The organism is Mesorhizobium sp. M7A.F.Ca.MR.176.00.0.0 (genome assembly GCF_004023165.1).
Taxonomy (GTDB): domain Bacteria; phylum Pseudomonadota; class Alphaproteobacteria; order Rhizobiales; family Rhizobiaceae; genus Mesorhizobium.
Genome location: NZ_RZTC01000298.1, coordinates 1 through 864, shown reverse-complemented (window position 1 = coordinate 864; position 864 = coordinate 1). Strand labels below are relative to the sequence as shown.

At 61.0% G+C, this 864-nt stretch carries 2 protein-coding genes; one reads left to right on the top strand and one right to left on the bottom strand.

Annotated elements, in window-relative coordinates; genetic code table 11:
* Positions 1–364: hypothetical protein (locus EOB59_RS34960; protein WP_245486896.1), on the top strand; the 364-nt coding region annotated here is incomplete at its 5' end.
* A 101-nt stretch (positions 365–465) separates the two neighbouring features.
* Here EOB59_RS34960 and EOB59_RS34955 read toward each other — a convergent pair.
* The gene (locus tag EOB59_RS34955; RefSeq protein ID WP_095482585.1) at positions 466–726 is read right to left on the bottom strand and encodes a WGR domain-containing protein; all 261 of its coding nucleotides are present in this window, start codon (positions 724–726) and stop codon (positions 466–468) included.
* Between the last annotated feature and the right edge of the window lie 138 nt (positions 727–864).

Genomic DNA, 864 nt, shown 5'->3' with positions numbered 1-864 from the left:
ATTGCCCTGCGCACCCGAACTCAGGGAGACTCTCGAGCAAATCCTGTCAGCTCCGGACTGGCCGAAGCGTGAAGCCGGACTCTTCGACGCTTGCTGGTTCATCGCCGAGCTGCAAATGGCAAGAGGCGTGCCCTGCGCGATTGCTCCATCTGTCGGGTCGCTTCACAACCGACCGTTCCGGTTTGTCGATTCCCTGCAGATCGGCAATGCGCTTCGATCTGCCATAGCGGATGATGAATTGCGAGAACTGCCGGAATTTGGGGCGGCCGACCAGTTCATCAGCAGCAATTTCGTTCTCGCCGTCCCGAAATTCTCGAGAGCAGCGGTAACTGCCTTGCTGGATTTAAAGGCGGAACTCAAGTAACCGACGCAAGCATTGATCTAATCTTGCCCGAACGGCTTGGTCCGCTTCGGGCTCGATCGCGTGGTTCACGGCATGTGCTGCCAAATGGGCGCAAATAGTCCTCAGGCTTCCGGCGGCTGGGCATCGCGGTAGCCCCTTCGCCTCTTGCTCCGCTCGAGGCGGACCAGTGCGCTGTCCGCCTCTTCCGACTGATCGAATGTCTGCACCATCGACTGGCCGTTCGTTCCGATGCGGCCCCAGTTGCGGATGACCGAAGCGCCTCCGAACAGCGTTGGCTGGATCGCCAGCACATAGAAGCGCCGCATGTTTTGTGTCGGGTCGATGCGGCGCAGATGCACGGGTCCCGTTTCCTTGCTCGACATGGCGCGACTCTCGCTCCCTTCGGAAGCGCCGTCCAACGACTTTCCTGAATCGATCCCTGCCGACCGATTCACGCTGCTGATGCGTCAGTCGCACCAGTTCCGCCGGCCGCCGTCCCACCGGCGTGCAAGGCCCTCTGC

What these genes read in the sequence shown, in the direction of transcription:
- EOB59_RS34955 (WP_095482585.1), bottom strand. Translation starts at nt 726, where the DNA reads ATGTCGAGCAAGGAAACGGGACCCGTGCATCTGCGCCGCATCGACCCG.